The organism is Reichenbachiella sp. MSK19-1 (assembly GCF_003590315.1).
Lineage (GTDB): Bacteria > Bacteroidota > Bacteroidia > Cytophagales > Cyclobacteriaceae > Reichenbachiella > Reichenbachiella agariperforans.
This window is the reverse complement of the sequence record NZ_MIER01000016.1, coordinates 389,211-404,710: the sequence shown is the minus strand read 5'-3', so window position 1 is coordinate 404,710 and position 15,500 is coordinate 389,211. Positions and strand designations below refer to the sequence as shown.

Here is a 15,500-nt window from a genome sequence, read left to right as displayed (position 1 = left end):
AGTAAATCGAACAAGAAAAAAATGGAAATTCTAATATTAATGTTAGTGCTATGGTATGGAGGGTTGTTCTTCCAAACCTTCTTCTTACACAGATATTCAGCACATCAATCTTTCACCATGTCTAAGCTTGGTGAAAAGATAAGTTTTATACTCACATGGGCATTTCAGGGATCTAACTATCTCAGTGCCTATGGATATGGAGTAATGCACAGAATGCACCACGCCTATGCCGACACAGAAAAGGACGTTCACTCTCCAAAGTACGACGCGAACCTCTTCGCCATGATGTGGAGAACCAAAACGACCTACTCTGCGATCACCAACAAGGAGATAGAAATCGAAAGCAGATTTACTGATGGCGTACCTGAGTGGCCTGCTTTTGACAAATTTGCGAGATCATGGTTTTCAAGAATCGCTTGGTCTGTCTTTTATGTAGGTTACTTTTATATGTTCGCTACTGCATGGTGGCAATGGTTGGCTCTTCCAGTAGCTTTCTTGATGGCACCTATCCACGGTGCGATCATCAACTGGTTCGCTCATATCTACGGATATGTCAACTTCAAAGTCGGTGACACCAGCAAGAACATGCTACCAGTAGACTTCCTAATGATGGGCGAAAGCTATCACAACAATCACCACAAGCATGGCAACAGAGCTAACTTTGGCGGAGTGAGATGGCACGAAGTAGACCCTACTTATGTAGTCATGTGGATTCTGGACAAGCTCGGTATGATCCATATCAAAAGACTAGAAGTCTCTGTTAAAAAAGAGGATATCAAGAAAGCAGCTTAAGCAACTGTATTATGAAATATTGGAACCCTGACTCAATGAGTCAGGGTTTTGTTTTTTAGAGCGAAACATAAAGTGCGTCACCCTCCCAGAGTAGCGTATAGCGAATGAGATCTTTGCATCTGTGCTGAGACTCTTCTCCAGACTCTAGATCAAACTTATAGTCATGCCAAGGGCAAACAACTTCTAATTGCGGGTTGATCCGGCCTTTCCCTAGATCGTCACTCATGTGGGGACAAGATTTCTCAAATGCAAAGTACCCTTTATGCGTCCTCGCTAGACAGAACTGCAAGTCATCTATCTGCAGTTTGACGATTTTATTGAGACCGACCGTCTGATCTGCTTTGTCTTTACTATCGAATAGGCGTACTTTCGTCATGGTATTTTACTTCTGATTAAATCTATTAAGATTTTGTCTTTACTACTCCTATAACCCATGAATTGTCAAAAGAATAAATTCCAGCTCAACAAAAAATATGCATACCTAAACTGTGCCTACATGGCTCCACAGCTCAAAAGCGTAGAAAAAGCAGGTCGAAAAGGCCTAGCTAAAAAACGTCAGCCAAATCTCATCACCCCAGATGACTTTTTTCATGACCTAGAGACAATCAAGATTCTATTCTCCCAGCTCGTAAACTGTCCAGACAAAAACCGCATCACCATGATCCCCTCAGCCTCCTATGGGATAGCCAATGTAGTGAATAATCTGCCGCTCAAAAAAACAGACAATATTATCGTCTGCGGAGACCAGTTCCCTAGCAACGTCTACCCATGGATGTCTGCTTGCCAAAAAAGTGATGCAGAGCTCCGCATCATCACCGCTCCAGATACTACCGAAATGAGAGGCAAACTATGGAATGAAAAAATACTAGGAGCCATTGATGAAAAGACACAGGCAGTAGCCCTAGGGCATGTCCACTGGGCAGATGGCACTTTGTTCGATCTATTGAGCCTGCGCCAGCGCTGTGACGAAGTAGACGCAGCACTCATCATCGACGGTACTCAGTCGGTCGGTGCTTTGCCATTCGATATACAGGAAATCAGGCCCGACGCACTCATAGTCGCAGGGTACAAATGGCTACTCGGACCTTACAGCTCAGGTATCGCTTACTATGGCGAAAAGTTTGATAAAGGAACCCCCATCGAACAAAACTGGATCAATAGATTGGATAGTCAAAACTTCTCTGAGTTAGTCAACTACCGAGAGGTGTATCAGCCCGGAGCAGACAGGTATGGCGTGGGAGAGAAGAGCAACTTCATCATGAACCCGATGGTCATCGCAGCACTCAAACAAATACTCAACTGGCAACCCCATCATATTCAAACCTACTGCCACGATCTCATACAGCCTCTGGTATCAGAGGCACAACAGCTCGGTCTGTACATCGAAGATTCTGCGCATCGCTCCAATCATTTGTTTGGGATACAAATCCCCGAGGACAAACAGGACGCGCTACATCAAGCCCTAAAACTACACCGTGTCAGCGCATCTATGCGAGGCTCCTTTCTCAGAGTATCACCCCATGTCTACAATGACAACCGAGACATCAACAAACTGATACGTGTACTCAGAGCCATAGTATAAAGCGCGAATCAATCCACAACTTCCACGCCTTTCCAGAAGGCCACATACCCTTCTATTTGCTTGGCCAGCGCTGAGGCAGATGGATAGTACCATGCCGCATCAGGATTGGTCTTTCCGTTTACTTCCAAAGTATAATAGCTGGCCTGTCCCTTCCATGGACAGGTCGTGTGCGATTGACTCTCCTTAAAAAACTCCTGTTTGATCGAGTCAGCTGGGAAGTAATGATTATTCTCTATCACTAGTGTGTCATTACTCTCGGCAACCACTTCATTATTCCAAATTGCTTTCATAGGTTTTCTTTTTTTACTCAACTGATATAGGGGTAGTTAAGTTCCGATATGTCTTATTAATCGAACGAACATTGCCACTTGTCGAATAGATTTAGAAGACTACATAGCAGATTCTACCTTAACCAAGCAAAACGCAAAGAATCTATTTCGCTATGGAAAAATCAGACAACACAAAAAACACCTGTACTCCCGAAATTCTAAACCAAGCCAAACAATATGATTTAGAACATCACGTTAAAACCACAGGTAAAATGAAAAATAATGTTAGTGTAAGTGATAGCGCACTGATATCACAATACAAAAACGGAAGTGAGGCAGCTTTTGAAGAATTGGTCACTCGTCACAAATCGAGAGTTTTTACCACGATTTATTTGATAGTCAAAGACAAGTATGTCGCAGAGGATTTGCTCCAAGACACTTTTATCAAAGTGATCAAAACAGTCAAATCAGGAAAATACAACGAAGAAGGAAAATTCCTTCCTTGGGTATTGAGAATTGCGCACAACTTGGCCATTGATTTTTTCAGAAAGGACAAGAGATACCCTACTATTGTCATGGAAGATGGCAGTGGTGTTTTCAACACGCTAGATTTTGCCGAAGATTCTGTGGAGTCGTTACAGATTAAAAGTGACACCCACGCACTATTAAAAAACCTAGTTCAAGAACTTCCAGAAACACAAAAGGAAGTTTTGATAATGAGGCATTATATGCAGATGAGTTTTCAAGACATAGCTGACACGACACAGGTAAGCATTAATACTGCTCTTGGAAGAATGCGCTACGCTTTGATTAATTTGCGTAAGAAAATGCAAAAAATGAGTATTGATTATGATCAACATATTTACCGAAACTGACCTGATCCGGTACATCTACGGGGAAACCTCAAAAAACGAAGATCAACAAATCGAAGAAGCAATTTTTTGCAATTCAGAATTAGAAAAACAACTATCTAGGCTCCAACTTGATACTACACTGTTGGATAAGCTATTGCTAAACCCGTCACAACCTAGCATCAAGCATATCATGGAGTATTCTCTTAACTTCGACTCCAACCAAAAAACCATATAACAAGACACCTCTATTCCTCCTCCCGTTCTATTTGATTAATTTCGACCTATGAATAAAAAGGAGAGATATCAGTTTTTCATCGAGCATTTCAGCCAAAACAACCCAGAGGCAGAAACCGAACTACACTACGAAAATCCCTATCAGCTGATCGTAGCAGTTGCGCTAAGTGCTCAATGCACAGACAAGCGTGTCAACATGGTCACGCCAGCCATTTTCGAAACTTTCCCTACCGTCGAGGACTTAGCCCAATCAAACTTTGACGAACTGTTCCCATACATACGATCGATCTCCTACCCAAACAACAAAACCAAACATCTACTAGGCATGGCAAAAATGCTAGTCGAAGATTTCAACTCCGAAATACCCGCAGATCTCAATGATCTACAAAAGCTACCGGGCGTAGGTCGAAAAACTGCCAATGTAATTGCCTCAGTCATTTTTAACCAGCCCACCATGGCAGTCGACACCCATGTGTTTCGTGTATCCAAAAGACTCGGTCTCGTCACCCAAACCGCCAAAACACCACTAGAGGTAGAAAAACAACTGGTCAGACACATCCCTGAAGAACATATCCCCAAAGCGCATCACTGGCTGATCCTACACGGTCGCTACATCTGTCTTGCACGAAAACCCAAATGCAACGAATGCACACTCACACTGATGTGTCGATACTATGAGAAACTAGAAAACAAGAATTAACATTTTAATCACTAAATTAGTCTAAGACACTACCCGTAAATTTTTTAGATTACACTCAGCATTCTTCGACAAAGCATGAAAAAAATTAAGCCCTTTTTATACGGGATCTACATTCTCTTTTTTATAACAGCAGCTTTCATAGCCATCACACACGAAAACCTCGTGCTACACTGGAAGTGGGATTTCATCGACACCTGGGTTGGACTCATGCGTCTCGTCCTCAAGCTCGGAGGTATAGGAACCGTTCTTTTCGCATCCCTACTCATCTTAGAGTACACCCAAGTACGAAAACTTCGAAAAAAAATAGAAGAACAAGAATATGAAATCCAAAAGCTGAAATCCAAGAATCAACCTTAATTCAGCTATATTAGACAAGCGTATCACACGTTTCGGCAGCAAAGAGAACCAACCACACAAGATACATTATGCTAGCAAAAACCTATGGCAGTGCAGTCTACGGTGTAGATGCCCATCAGATCACAATAGAAGTCAATATCATCACAGGTACCAAGTTCTTCATGGTGGGCCTTCCAGACTCAGCTGTCAAAGAAAGCGAACACCGCGTAGAATCGGCTCTTAAACAAAACGGCTATCACATGCCCAGACAGAGGGTCATAGTCAACTTAGCTCCTGCGGATATCAAAAAAGAAGGCTCTGCCTACGATCTACCTATTGCCATCGGTATTCTATGTGCTTCTGATCAAATCACTCTCCCTTCTTTGGATAAATATATGATCATGGGCGAACTAGCACTGGATGGAAAAATACGCCCTGTCAAAGGAGCACTTCCTATTGCTATCGAGGCGCGAAAAAAAGGCTTCAAAGGTCTCATCTTACCCAAAGAAAATGCCTCTGAGGCAGCAATAGTGGACAAAATAGATGTGATTGGTGTAGAGTCCCTAAAAGAAGCCGTCAATCACCTAACTGGTAAAAAGCCCATAGAACCGCTGCACTACGACACCCGTGATATCTTCCAGTCTCACGTCAACGAATATGATGCGGATTTTGCCAACGTCCAAGGCCAAGAAAACATCAAACGATCTCTAGAGATCGCAGCTGCAGGAGGTCACAATGTCATCATGATCGGTCCTCCAGGCGCAGGCAAAACCATGCTCGCCAAAAGACTGCCGTCAATACTCCCTCCATTGACATTGCAAGAATCTCTAGAAACCACCAAAATCCATTCTGTATCTGGACACCTTAGTGAAAATGCTTCGCTCATCGCAACTCGACCTTTTCGCTCTCCACATCATACCATTAGTGACGTAGCATTAGTAGGAGGTGGCGGCATACCTCAGCCAGGAGAAATCTCCCTCGCCAACAATGGTGTACTTTTTCTCGATGAATTGCCAGAGTTCAAACGTACCGTACTGGAAGTCATGCGTCAGCCACTAGAGGAGCGTAAAGTCACGATCTCCAGAGCACGCATCTCAATCGAATTTCCAGCTAACTTTATGCTCATCGCCAGCATGAATCCCTGCCCTTGCGGGTACTACAATCATCCCGAAAAGGACTGCGTCTGCGCACCAGGCGTAGTTCAAAAATACCTAAACAAAGTCAGTGGTCCATTATTGGATCGAATCGATCTGCACGTAGAGGTCACTCCAGTATCTTTTGATCAACTCAGTGCAGACCGAAAAACAGAAAGCAGTGATGAGATTAGAAACCGTGTCATAAAAGCCCGGCTCATTCAAGCAGAACGGTTCAAAGATCACCCTGATATTTTCAACAATGCCATGATGAATTCGCAGATGGTCAAGTCCATGTGCCAAATCAACCAAGCAGGCAGAGCGTTACTCAAAACTGCCATGGAAAAGCTCGGTCTATCCGCCAGAGCCTATGACCGCATCCTAAAAGTAGCTCGCACCATCGCAGACTTAGCGGGCAAAGAAGATATCCAAATCGAACATCTCGCAGAGGCTATCCAATACAGAAGCCTAGACCGAGACGGCTGGGCCAACTAACCCATAGTGAAACAACGAATCAAAACTACTCCGTAACACCACTTCAGTCTGTAAACTCTGGCACACACTATCATAGTGTCGCTTTCCCTTTTTTACATTCTGTAGAAATGTTTACCCAGATCGAGAAAATAAGAAACACCTCGAAGAGGTATTAAGCCCACATAACCCTCCTATCACTCAAAATTGGAGTTGGTATGCTTTTTTCAATCTGTCTCACAACAAATTGGATCAGCTCTGCGATCGGATCAAATGATGATCGGCTCACTAGAAAGCAGCGTTGCATCCATGTATTTTTCACAAAAATCCATACATATGAACAAGCAACTAATGGCATATATCGCCACACTCGTACTTATAATCTCTGCTGGATCGATGGCTCGCGCACAAGAAATAAACGCTGGGGTAAAAGGGGGTATGAATTTCAGTACCCTAATACAAAATGAAATTGATGATCAAGACATGCGTCTCGGCTGGCAAGCTGGTTTCTACTCCAAAATCCGAACTGGAGAACGTTTCTTTGTCATGCCAGAAGTATTGTTTTCTACCAAAGGTGTCAAATACAACTATGATTTTTTAGGTTCCTCTGGAGATATCAAGCTTAACCTATATTACATAGACGTGCCCGTTATGCTCGGTTTTCATCTTACCGAACAATTAGCCATAGAAGTCGGGCCATACGCTTCCTACCTTGTAGATGCTGGCTACAAAGACTCAGGTGACAATGAAGAAGACGAACTAGACAGGGACAATTTCAAGAGCTTTGACTATGGACTGGCTGGAGGGCTGAGCTATAGCCTCGAATCCTTCATGATCGGTGCACGCTACAACTACGGCCTAGCTGAGATCGCCGAAAGTGATGTGGCTGATTTCGCCTTAGAGAACTCACGTAACTCAGTCGCGCAACTTTATGTTGCCTTTCGATTGACTGACTGATACACATAACTCTTATACCCTAAGCGAATCAAAATCAATCTGGTGTAGCATACTCGAACAACGAGTAGCTCGCCAGATTTTTTACTTTATACCTATCCAGTTTTGCTCTATCGATTTAAAAGTTAGGAAATGAACGATACTTAATGCCCCCCTCCTACGTTAAAGAATAACCCGCGTGCTAACGCTCTGTATCCAAGAGAATAAACTTGTTGAAAATTTATTATTTGCACGCCATTTTTGATTTTACTTTTTAGAAGTGTTGAACTAGATTAGCGCAACTGTTCTAGAACGAGAGACCTGATAATTATGAGCAACGGAGAGAAAACAAGATATTCCACTAGCGAATTACAAGAGTTTGAGGAATTGATCAACAACAAGCTAGAAAAGGCTTGGAACGAACTAAACTACATCAAGCAGTCTTTGACCAAAAGCAAAGACTCTGGTACAGATAGCACCTTTGGCAATGTGAAAACACTAGAAGATGGTGCGGACACGGCTGAAAAAGAAAGCTTGAACCAATTGGCAGCAAGGCAACAAAAATTCATTACCAACTTGGAGAATGCCTTGATACGAATCAAAAACGGTACTTACGGAATTTGCAAAGAAAGTGGAAAACTCATCAGCAAGGAAAGATTGAAGGCTGTACCTCACACGACGCTTTCTATTGATTCCAAACTGAAGCAAAACAGCTAATTGGATTTTCTATCCAACCATATAGAGGCACTCATATTTTGCTCGCCTAAACCTATCACGGATAAGGAATTAAAAAATTGCTTGTCCGAGATGTTCGAAGCTGATGTCCCCATGAAGGACATAGAAGAAGCCATCCTGTCTCTCCAACAGAAGTACAGCGACGATAGTTATTCCTTCGAACCTCTCCTCAGTGGCGGTGGGTATCAGTTTCTAACCAAACCAGCCTATCAAGCCAGCATCGGCATACTCCTCAAGCAACAGTCCAAAAAACGACTTTCCAACTCTGCTTTGGAAACCTTATCTATCATCGCCTACAAACAGCCCGTAACCAAAGGCGATCTCGAACAAATCCGTGGTGTCAGCTGTGACTATTCTGTACAAAAACTCCTAGAGAAAGAACTCATCGAGATCAAAGGTAAGTCTGAAGCCGTAGGCCGTCCACTCCTATACGGCACCAGTGAAAACTTCACCGACTACTTCGGCATCAACAGCATCAGCGAACTCCCTACGATTAAAGATTTCGAACAGAAAGACAACGAAATCGGGGATTCACAAGAATAGGTCAAGCGAATAGCGTTTCACCATTCTTATTGCCTAGCTTTGCAGGATAATTTTTGATCATGGAAAGAAAAAATAGGCTTCAGAAAAAGAACACGACCACTTCAGCTCCTAAAAAGAAATCAATAGAATTTCCCGTTAGGATCAACAAGTATATCTCCAATTCTGGTATCTGCTCTCGCCGTGATGCCGACCAACTCATCCTTGATGGAAAAATCGAAATCAATGGCACAGTCGCCAGCGAACTGGGTATGAAAGTCGAAGAAAATGATGAAGTGAAGTACAACGGCAAAGTAATCAAACCTCAGAACTTCGTCTACGTCCTCCTCAACAAACCGAAAGACTACATCAGCACCATGGAAGATCCCGAAAACAGAAAAACCGTAATGGATCTAGTCAAGGCAGCATGTGATGAGCGAATCTACCCTGTAGGTCGTTTGGATAGGAATACAACGGGTCTTCTACTCCTCACCAATGACGGTGCTATGTCTCAGAAACTAACCCACCCGTCCTACAAGATCAAAAAGATCTATCAAGTAGAGCTAGACAAGCCTCTCACCGCCAATCATTTTGAAGATATCGCCAACGGATTTAACCTAGAAGATGGCCCTGTCACCGTCAGCGATATTGCCATCTTGGACCCCAGCAAGAAAAATATCGGAGTGCAAATCCATATCGGAAAGAACCGCATCGTCCGTCGTATCTTTGAAAACTTCGGCTATGAAGTTGTCAAGCTAGACCGAACCATGTACGGGTCTCTCACCAAAAAGGATCTACCAAGAGGTAAATGGAGATTCTTGACCGACAAAGAGGTTATATTATTAAAGAATATGAGCTGATTATTTCAGCTCAGCGAGTATCGTTTTACCCCCTTTAGTCTTCTGATCGAGAGAGACTTTGATCTCAGCATCCAAAGGCAAAAAAACATCCAGACGAGAACCAAATTTGATAAAACCATACTCTTGGCCTTGTACAAGTTTGTCGTTTTCCTTGGTGTACCATTTGATCCGTCGAGCCACAGCGCCAGCAATTTGTCTCACGAGAACTTCTGTACCAGACGGATTCTGTACGACCATTGTGGTACGTTCGTTCTCAGTACTTGACTTAGGGTGCCATGCTACGAGATATTTGCCTGCGTGATATTTAAAGTACTTTACTATACCACCTACTGGCGTGCGACATACGTGTACATTGAGTGGGGACATAAAAATCGAGATTTGCTTTCTCTCGTCTTTAAAGTATTCTCCTTCTACGGTATTTTCAATTACTACGACTTTACCCTCAGCAGGAGCCAGTACCAACTTATCATCAATCTCAATTTGGATACTGGGGTTTCTAAAAAACTGTAATACCAGAAGGTAAACAATCAAACTGGCAATAAGCGTCAACTGGTGCGCAAGTTCTACTTCTGGAAAATAATACTTCACCGCATAGTTGATAGCGAACAAAACGGCGAGAAGTATAAACAGAATCTTTAATCCTTCCTTGTGTATAGTCATTTCTGTAAAGGGAAAAAAGGGTTCTTTAGAACCCTCCTCTATATTTATATGTGTTTGAAACTTTGTCTATCGCTACGATATATGCAGCTATTCTCAAAGATACGTTGTATTGCTGAGATACTTCATATACATGGTTAAATGAGGTCTTCATGATACGGTCAGATCGCCTGTTTACACGCTCTCTCGTCCACTTGTAGCCCAATCTATTTTGTACCCACTCGAAGTATGAAACCGTCACACCCCCAGCATTGGCCAAGATGTCTGGTACAGCCCAAACATCATTTTCTTTCAGTATCGCATCGGCTTTTGCAGAGGTCGGGCCATTCGCTCCTTCTACGATTAGCTTTGCTTTGATCTTACCCGCATTGTCTTGCGTGATCACATCCTCCATCGCGGCAGGGATCAGCACATCTACGTCCAAGAACAACAGTTCATCCCCAGGGATTTGCTCTGCCCCTTCGAAACCTTCGAGGCTTCTATTGTTGGCATCTCTATAAGCTATCGCGTCTGCGATATTGATTCCATTGTCATTGAAGTAGGCACCTGAGATATCACTCACTGCGACTACTTTTACCCCTCTCTCTTCTAGCAGCTTAGCGGCCCATGAGCCAACATTACCAAAACCTTGAATCGCACACTTAGCATTGAACGGGTTAACCTGCCTTTTTTCCATTGCACTGAGTGCAGAGATCATCACGCCACGACCTGTCGCTTCGGTACGCCCAAGTGACCCTCCTAGTACTAGAGGTTTTCCAGTCACGACGGCATTGACCGTCATGCCCTGAGATTTCGAATATTCATCCATCATCCACGCCATCTCTCTCGGCCCTGTACCCATATCTGGCGCAGGAATATCACGATCTGGCCCGAAAACTTCAATCAATGTTTGTGTATAGGTTCTAGTGAGGCGCTCGATCTCGCCAGCAGACATCTCACGTGGATTACATTTGATTCCACCTTTGGCACCCCCATAGGGAATATCCACCACAGCACACTTCCACGTCATCCACGCTGCGAGTGCTTTAACTTCATCTAAGTTGACCCCCATATCAAAACGTACACCGCCTTTGGATGGACCTAAGATATTAGAATGAATCACACGATACCCTTCGAATACACGAATCGATCCGTCATCCATAGTGACTGGTAAAGAAACTATCGCTTGTTTATACGGAGATTTTAAGACGTTGTAAATTTCGTCATCTAGACCCAGTGCCTGAGCGGCCACATTAAATCTAGACATCATAGACTCGAAAGGATTTTCTTTGTCCTTAATTGGAGCAGGCTCTATGTATCCCATTTCTGTGTTTGTTGTTTGTTATGAAACAAATGTAATCATTCAATAAACTAATACGAGCGTTTCCATTCTAATAATATGAGCTAGTATTTCATGCAGAATTTTAGAAATATCACAATGAATGGGACTGACAATAACAACCCATCAAAGCGATCCAAAAACCCTCCATGCCCTGGTAGTTTTCGTCCAGAATCTTTGATCTGCATGCTGCGCTTAAACAGCGACTCGATCAAATCTCCATACGTACCGCAGACGATAATGATTAGGGAAATCACAATCCATTGCCATCTTTCTAAATCATGAAAATAATACGAAACGCCTAAAGCAAAAACCATGGACAGAATAGCTCCTCCGACGCTGCCTTCCCATGACTTTTTGGGAGAGACACGCTCAAATAATTTTCTCTTGCCGAACTGAATACCAGCAAAGTATGCTCCTGTATCACTTGCCCACAGGATCAGAAATAAACCTATAATGATTTGATAACTATAGTGCCCCATCGAAAACGCCGCAACACTGAGTAGAGAGATGGGAAGTGCCACATAAAATATCCCTAAAAAAGTAAAAGCAATATTCGTAAAAGGCTTCTTTTCATCCTTTTTGTAGAGCTTGATGAAGTAAACGCCAGATGTAAGTGGCAGAATGATATAAAACCAATCTGTATCATAAATATGGCCTGAAGACCCTAAAAAGAATAAAGTGAAGATCAAAACACCCATCAAAGTACCATAGGTCTTCAGTGGGATAATGCCATTGGCCTGGATCAACTTGTAAAACTCAAGCTGTGTCATCACCGCCAAAAACAAAAAAGCACCAAAGAAACCCCACTGGTCATAGGCTACCACAAAAATCGTAAATGCAGCACCCAATATTCCAGTCACGAGTCTTTTCGCCAAATCGGCAAATTTATTATTCGAAGTTGATGTCATCCTTTATAATCTTAATCGCTCTCATCACGTAATCAGCCGTCACGTGCACCTCAAACTGTCCCAAATGATACGCAGCGTCTTGCTTATTAACTAACACGGGCTGAAGACCAAGGTCTTCCAACACGGCTACCACGATATTCGCTCGGTATTCGTTTTTGTCAGAATAAACTTTTTGCCATTCGCTCATATTTTTTGTTGGCCTTTAAACTGTTTTGTGAATAGCACAAAAAGCCCAATGCCTATAATAGCGAATATGCCTACGCTTTCCAAAGGAATACTTTCGGTATTTTCAATATCAAAATCTACCCACCCATTTTGATAGAAGTATAGCATCACCACAGTCAATCCGTTATTGACAAAATGAGCCAAAATCGAATAAAGTAGATTGCCAGAATAATAGTAAAAATATCCAAACAAAGCCCCCAACAACATCCGCGGCACGAACCCAAAAAACTGAAAATGAAACGCGCTAAACAACATAGCCGTTACCCAAATCGCAACATGCGGATTTTTAAACCCACGTATTAAGTATTTTTGGATCAAACCTCGAAACAGTAGCTCTTCACCAACAGCTGGCAACACCGCTACCACCAGAAAAATGACGATAAAATAAGAGACAGTATCCATCTCTGTCAAAAACTCCGTCATACGCAGTGCGGCCTCCTCTTTGTCTTTGGCCCAAGACTGAAAAGGCTCAGGAAAAACCAAATCAGCATTCCACTCAATCACAATACTATCTGCCACGATAAAAGATAACATTGTCACTATCACCAATAATACCCCTCGGGTATCCAACTCACTCAGCCTAAAATCATCGAGCATAGGCCGCTTCTCATAATAATAAATATAAAGTAAGGGCGCTGCTATAAATCCACTCGATCCAGTCAAAAAATGAAACAATACTATCGGCCATTTCAGTTCAGGGTATTGATTGATCTGACCCATGGCTGTGAGCAATTCAGCAACATCCATTCCCGTAACAGGGACTAAAAGTAGCAGGGCAAGGAACTGAGCTATAAATAAAGTCGCCAAAACATAGCCCATAATAATCAGGGACTGAAGCAAAGGTTTTTTTTCGGCGGAAAGCAATTCTGACATGGTATTGGGACTAGATGCGAATTACGCCCTCCCGACAATTTCCGCAGGACGACTAACATGCCCATTTGAATCTCCGAGAATACACGTAACTTTGTGGCAAAAATGTTCTGATAAATCGAATAATCAAAAACTATTGTTCGATTGGTCTGTAGATAAAAAACGAATACCCATGGTCAAAATCGGAGATATAGAGATAGGAGAGTTTCCACTGCTACTAGCACCTATGGAAGATGTGAGTGATCCCCCGTTTCGTGCGGTATGCAAGGAGAATGGTGCTGACCTGATGTATACCGAGTTCATCTCCTCCGAAGGGCTGATCCGAGATGCTGCCAAGAGTCTTCAAAAACTAGACATCTACGACTATGAACGGCCGATAGGAATACAGATTTTTGGAGACAAAATCGAATCTATGCGCGAGGCAGCAGCGATCGCCGAAGAAGCCAACCCAGAACTCATCGACATCAACTACGGCTGTCCTGTCAAAAAGGTAGCTTGTAAAGGAGCTGGTGCTGGTATTCTTTTGGACATCCCAAAAATGGAAGAAATGACTGCCGAGATCGTTAAGCGTGTCGAAAAACCCGTAACCGTCAAAACCCGTCTCGGCTGGGATCACGACACCATCCAAATCATCGAAGTAGCCAAACGACTTCAAGGCGTAGGTATACAAGCACTAACCATCCACGGACGTACAAGGGCACAGATGTACAAGGGCGAAGCTGATTGGTCATTGATAGAAGAGGTCAAAAACCACCCAGACATTCACATCCCGATCTTTGGCAATGGTGATATCGACTCGCCAGAGAAGGCCAAACTATACCGAGAGACTTACGGCGTAGATGGCATCATGATCGGCCGAGCTGCTATTGGTTACCCATGGATATTCAACGAGATCAAACACTACTTCGCCACTGGAGAAATTCTACCTCCGCCTACTCTGGAGCAACGCATAGAGACCGTGAAGTCACACCTGAAATTCTCTGTAGAATGGAAGGGAGACAAAAAAGGCATCTTCGAAATGAGAAGACACTACACCAACTATTTCCGCGGGATTCAAGGAATAAAGCCCTATAGAGCGCGACTCGTCGAAACGCCCACTTTCGAAGACACCTTATTGGTTTTGGATGAAATAGGAGAGGTCTTTGGGGCAGTTGGTGTTTAATATGATTTCACTATCATGAATTTATAAACCCGTCATGATCGTAGATATAATCAATTCATGTGAAAAATAATCAAAACAGATTGGCTTGGGTACTCCTCGCACTGATCTCCCTAATCTGGGGTAGTTCATTTATCCTGATCAAAAAAGGACTGGTATTATTCTCTGCTGATGAAGTCGGTACTTTACGAATCTTTATGGCTTCTTTGGTACTGCTCCCTTTTGGGATACGGGCAATGAGTCGAGTACCTCGTAAAAAGCTACCCTATATATTCATGGTCGGGTTTGTGGGCAGCTACATTCCGTCCATGCTTTTTGCGCTAGCGCAAACACGCGTCGATAGTGCGATTACTGGCGTAATCAATTCCTTTACGCCAATTTTCGTTTCGCTATTCGGGGCTTTGTTCTTTCAGCTCCAGATGTCTGGGCGCTCCGTTGCTGGAGTGGTTATCGGTCTGCTCGGCTGTATCTTTATTCTACTCGGGGGTGCCAACTTCCAAATCAGCGGCATCAACTACTATGGCTTCTTGATTCTCGCCGCTACACTCATGTACGGCATCAATGCCAACATCATCAAAAGCTTCCTTCCAGAGGTAAAAGCACTCGATATCACGGCTCTGTCCTTTACACTCATCTTTCCTATCTGTGGAAGCTATCTGTTTTGGGGAACTGGGTTCTCGGACAAAATCAGTACTGACCCTCAATTCCTGAAAGCCTTTGGGTACATCGCAACACTCGGCGTGCTCGGTACAGCATTGGCGATGTTTATCTTTAACAACCTCGTCAAAATCGCCTCGCCTGTGTTTGCAGCATCCTGCACCTACATCATACCCGTCATCGCGATAGGCTGGGGACTGATCGATGGCGAAACATTGAACATTTACCAGTACCTCGGCATTGTGATTGTTTTGACGGGTGTCTATCTTGCCAATCGTAAGTAAT

General features: G+C 43.3%; 20 protein-coding genes. 13 read left to right on the top strand and 7 right to left on the bottom strand.

Features of this window, described 5'->3' with window-relative positions:
* Positions 1–21: 21 nt before the first annotated feature.
* Complete coding sequence (locus BGP76_RS14420) at positions 22–792, top strand: acyl-CoA desaturase (protein WP_073121588.1); 771 nt, start codon at positions 22–24, stop codon at positions 790–792.
* Positions 793–847: 55 nt separating this feature from the next.
* Here the strand turns inward: BGP76_RS14420 and BGP76_RS14415 are convergent, their stop codons facing one another.
* Positions 848–1,168, bottom strand: coding sequence for a Rieske (2Fe-2S) protein (locus BGP76_RS14415; protein ID WP_073121589.1), 321 nt, complete (start codon positions 1,166–1,168; stop codon positions 848–850).
* A gap of 57 nt (positions 1,169–1,225) precedes the next feature.
* Here BGP76_RS14415 and BGP76_RS14410 point away from each other — a divergent pair, with 57 nt between their 5' ends.
* Positions 1,226–2,374: an aminotransferase class V-fold PLP-dependent enzyme gene (locus BGP76_RS14410; RefSeq protein ID WP_119845203.1), complete on the top strand. Its 1,149-nt coding sequence runs from the start codon at positions 1,226–1,228 to the stop codon at positions 2,372–2,374.
* 8 nt (positions 2,375–2,382) lie between these two features.
* On the opposite strand, the gene BGP76_RS14405 is transcribed toward BGP76_RS14410, so the two are convergent.
* Positions 2,383–2,664, bottom strand: a complete 282-nt coding sequence (locus BGP76_RS14405) for a DUF427 domain-containing protein (protein WP_073121592.1) — start codon at positions 2,662–2,664, stop codon at positions 2,383–2,385.
* 251 nt (positions 2,665–2,915) lie between these two features.
* On the opposite strand from BGP76_RS14405, the gene BGP76_RS14400 reads away from it, so the two are divergent.
* The 9 genes from BGP76_RS14400 (at position 2,916) to BGP76_RS14360 (ending at position 9,418) form a co-directional block, all read left to right on the top strand.
* Complete coding sequence (locus BGP76_RS14400) at positions 2,916–3,518, top strand: RNA polymerase sigma factor (protein ID WP_073121817.1); 603 nt, start codon at positions 2,916–2,918, stop codon at positions 3,516–3,518.
* Positions 3,493–3,732, top strand: coding sequence for a hypothetical protein (locus tag BGP76_RS14395; RefSeq protein WP_073121594.1), 240 nt, complete (start codon positions 3,493–3,495; stop codon positions 3,730–3,732). Before BGP76_RS14400 ends, BGP76_RS14395 begins: the two co-directional genes overlap by 26 nt.
* A 48-nt stretch (positions 3,733–3,780) precedes the next feature.
* A complete protein-coding gene (gene nth / locus BGP76_RS14390) occupies positions 3,781–4,431 on the top strand; it encodes an endonuclease III (protein WP_073121595.1) in 651 nt (216 codons plus the stop codon).
* A gap of 75 nt (positions 4,432–4,506) precedes the next feature.
* Positions 4,507–4,788 carry a hypothetical protein gene (locus BGP76_RS14385; RefSeq protein WP_073121597.1) on the top strand — a complete coding sequence of 94 codons (282 nt, stop codon included), beginning with the start codon at positions 4,507–4,509 and terminating at the stop codon, positions 4,786–4,788.
* Between the two features lie 68 nt (positions 4,789–4,856).
* Positions 4,857–6,395: a YifB family Mg chelatase-like AAA ATPase gene (locus BGP76_RS14380; protein WP_119845202.1), complete on the top strand. Its 1,539-nt coding sequence runs from the start codon at positions 4,857–4,859 to the stop codon at positions 6,393–6,395.
* A 312-nt stretch (positions 6,396–6,707) separates the two neighbouring features.
* On the top strand, positions 6,708–7,328 hold the full coding sequence (locus BGP76_RS14375) for a porin family protein (RefSeq protein ID WP_158584284.1): 621 nt from the start codon (positions 6,708–6,710) through the stop codon (positions 7,326–7,328).
* Positions 7,329–7,634: 306 nt separating this feature from the next.
* Positions 7,635–8,021: a TraR/DksA C4-type zinc finger protein gene (locus BGP76_RS14370; RefSeq protein ID WP_073121602.1), complete on the top strand. Its 387-nt coding sequence runs from the start codon at positions 7,635–7,637 to the stop codon at positions 8,019–8,021.
* Entirely contained in the window at positions 8,022–8,582 is a 561-nt protein-coding gene (gene scpB / locus BGP76_RS14365; RefSeq protein WP_119845200.1) for an SMC-Scp complex subunit ScpB, read from the top strand. It abuts the gene before it with no gap.
* A 59-nt stretch (positions 8,583–8,641) separates the two neighbouring features.
* Positions 8,642–9,418: a pseudouridine synthase gene (locus BGP76_RS14360; RefSeq protein WP_073121605.1), complete on the top strand. Its 777-nt coding sequence runs from the start codon at positions 8,642–8,644 to the stop codon at positions 9,416–9,418.
* Here BGP76_RS14360 and BGP76_RS14355 read toward each other — a convergent pair whose 3' ends face one another.
* The 5 genes from BGP76_RS14355 to BGP76_RS14335 all read right to left on the bottom strand — a co-directional run bounded on the left by BGP76_RS14355 (position 9,419) and on the right by BGP76_RS14335 (position 13,402).
* A complete protein-coding gene (locus tag BGP76_RS14355) occupies positions 9,419–10,078 on the bottom strand; it encodes a phosphatidylserine decarboxylase family protein (RefSeq protein ID WP_119845199.1) in 660 nt (219 codons plus the stop codon). It lies immediately after the preceding gene.
* A 25-nt stretch (positions 10,079–10,103) separates the two neighbouring features.
* Positions 10,104–11,378, bottom strand: coding sequence for a Glu/Leu/Phe/Val dehydrogenase (locus tag BGP76_RS14350; RefSeq protein WP_073121608.1), 1,275 nt, complete (start codon positions 11,376–11,378; stop codon positions 10,104–10,106).
* 80 nt (positions 11,379–11,458) lie between these two features.
* Positions 11,459–12,271: a phosphatidate cytidylyltransferase gene (locus BGP76_RS14345; RefSeq protein ID WP_317041713.1), complete on the bottom strand. Its 813-nt coding sequence runs from the start codon at positions 12,269–12,271 to the stop codon at positions 11,459–11,461.
* A gap of 13 nt (positions 12,272–12,284) precedes the next feature.
* A complete protein-coding gene (locus BGP76_RS14340; protein WP_073121612.1) occupies positions 12,285–12,491 on the bottom strand; it encodes a DUF2007 domain-containing protein in 207 nt (68 codons plus the stop codon).
* Complete coding sequence (locus BGP76_RS14335) at positions 12,488–13,402, bottom strand: CPBP family intramembrane glutamic endopeptidase (RefSeq protein ID WP_119845198.1); 915 nt, start codon at positions 13,400–13,402, stop codon at positions 12,488–12,490. Before BGP76_RS14335 ends, BGP76_RS14340 begins: the two co-directional genes overlap by 4 nt.
* Before the next feature lie 169 nt (positions 13,403–13,571).
* On the opposite strand from BGP76_RS14335, the gene dusB reads away from it, so the two are divergent.
* Both dusB and BGP76_RS14325 read left to right on the top strand, forming a co-directional pair.
* On the top strand, positions 13,572–14,561 hold the full coding sequence (dusB, locus tag BGP76_RS14330) for a tRNA dihydrouridine synthase DusB (RefSeq protein ID WP_119845561.1): 990 nt from the start codon (positions 13,572–13,574) through the stop codon (positions 14,559–14,561).
* Between the two features lie 59 nt (positions 14,562–14,620).
* Entirely contained in the window at positions 14,621–15,499 is an 879-nt protein-coding gene (locus BGP76_RS14325) for a DMT family transporter (RefSeq protein ID WP_255416139.1), read from the top strand.
* The last annotated feature ends 1 nt before the right edge of the window (position 15,500 follow it).